Origin of the sequence: Pseudoalteromonas aliena, from assembly GCF_038155085.1 — a bacterium.
In the GTDB taxonomy this organism is placed as follows: domain Bacteria; phylum Pseudomonadota; class Gammaproteobacteria; order Enterobacterales; family Alteromonadaceae; genus Pseudoalteromonas; species Pseudoalteromonas aliena_A.
The window spans coordinates 1-236 of record NZ_JBAKAU010000097.1; the positions used below are offsets into that span (position 1 = coordinate 1).

At 37.3% G+C, this 236-nt stretch carries 1 protein-coding gene; it reads right to left on the minus strand.

Annotation, left to right across the window (positions count from 1 at the left end):
• Positions 1-31: 31 nt before the first annotated feature.
• Positions 32-181 carry a hypothetical protein gene (locus V6260_RS18690; protein ID WP_341595581.1) on the minus strand — a complete coding sequence of 50 codons (150 nt, stop codon included), beginning with the start codon at positions 179-181 and terminating at the stop codon, positions 32-34.
• Between the last annotated feature and the right edge of the window lie 55 nt (positions 182-236).

Genomic DNA, 236 nt, shown 5'->3' on the forward strand with positions numbered 1-236 from the left:
TTGAGTTTTAGCTCACCTGCCTGATAACCATTCATCTACACCCATTAAAAAAATCAAGCCCCAAAAACGCGAATGATATAGCAATCGCGCCTAATAGCATTAAGTTACGGTTATTCTTTTTGTAGCCAATTGCAGTTAACACGGCAAAAGCAATTAATAGAATAATTTGTACCAGTGGCATAGATACATCCTTTTATGTGTGGGAGTCCATATAAGTGCCAAACTTACCAGCTTAA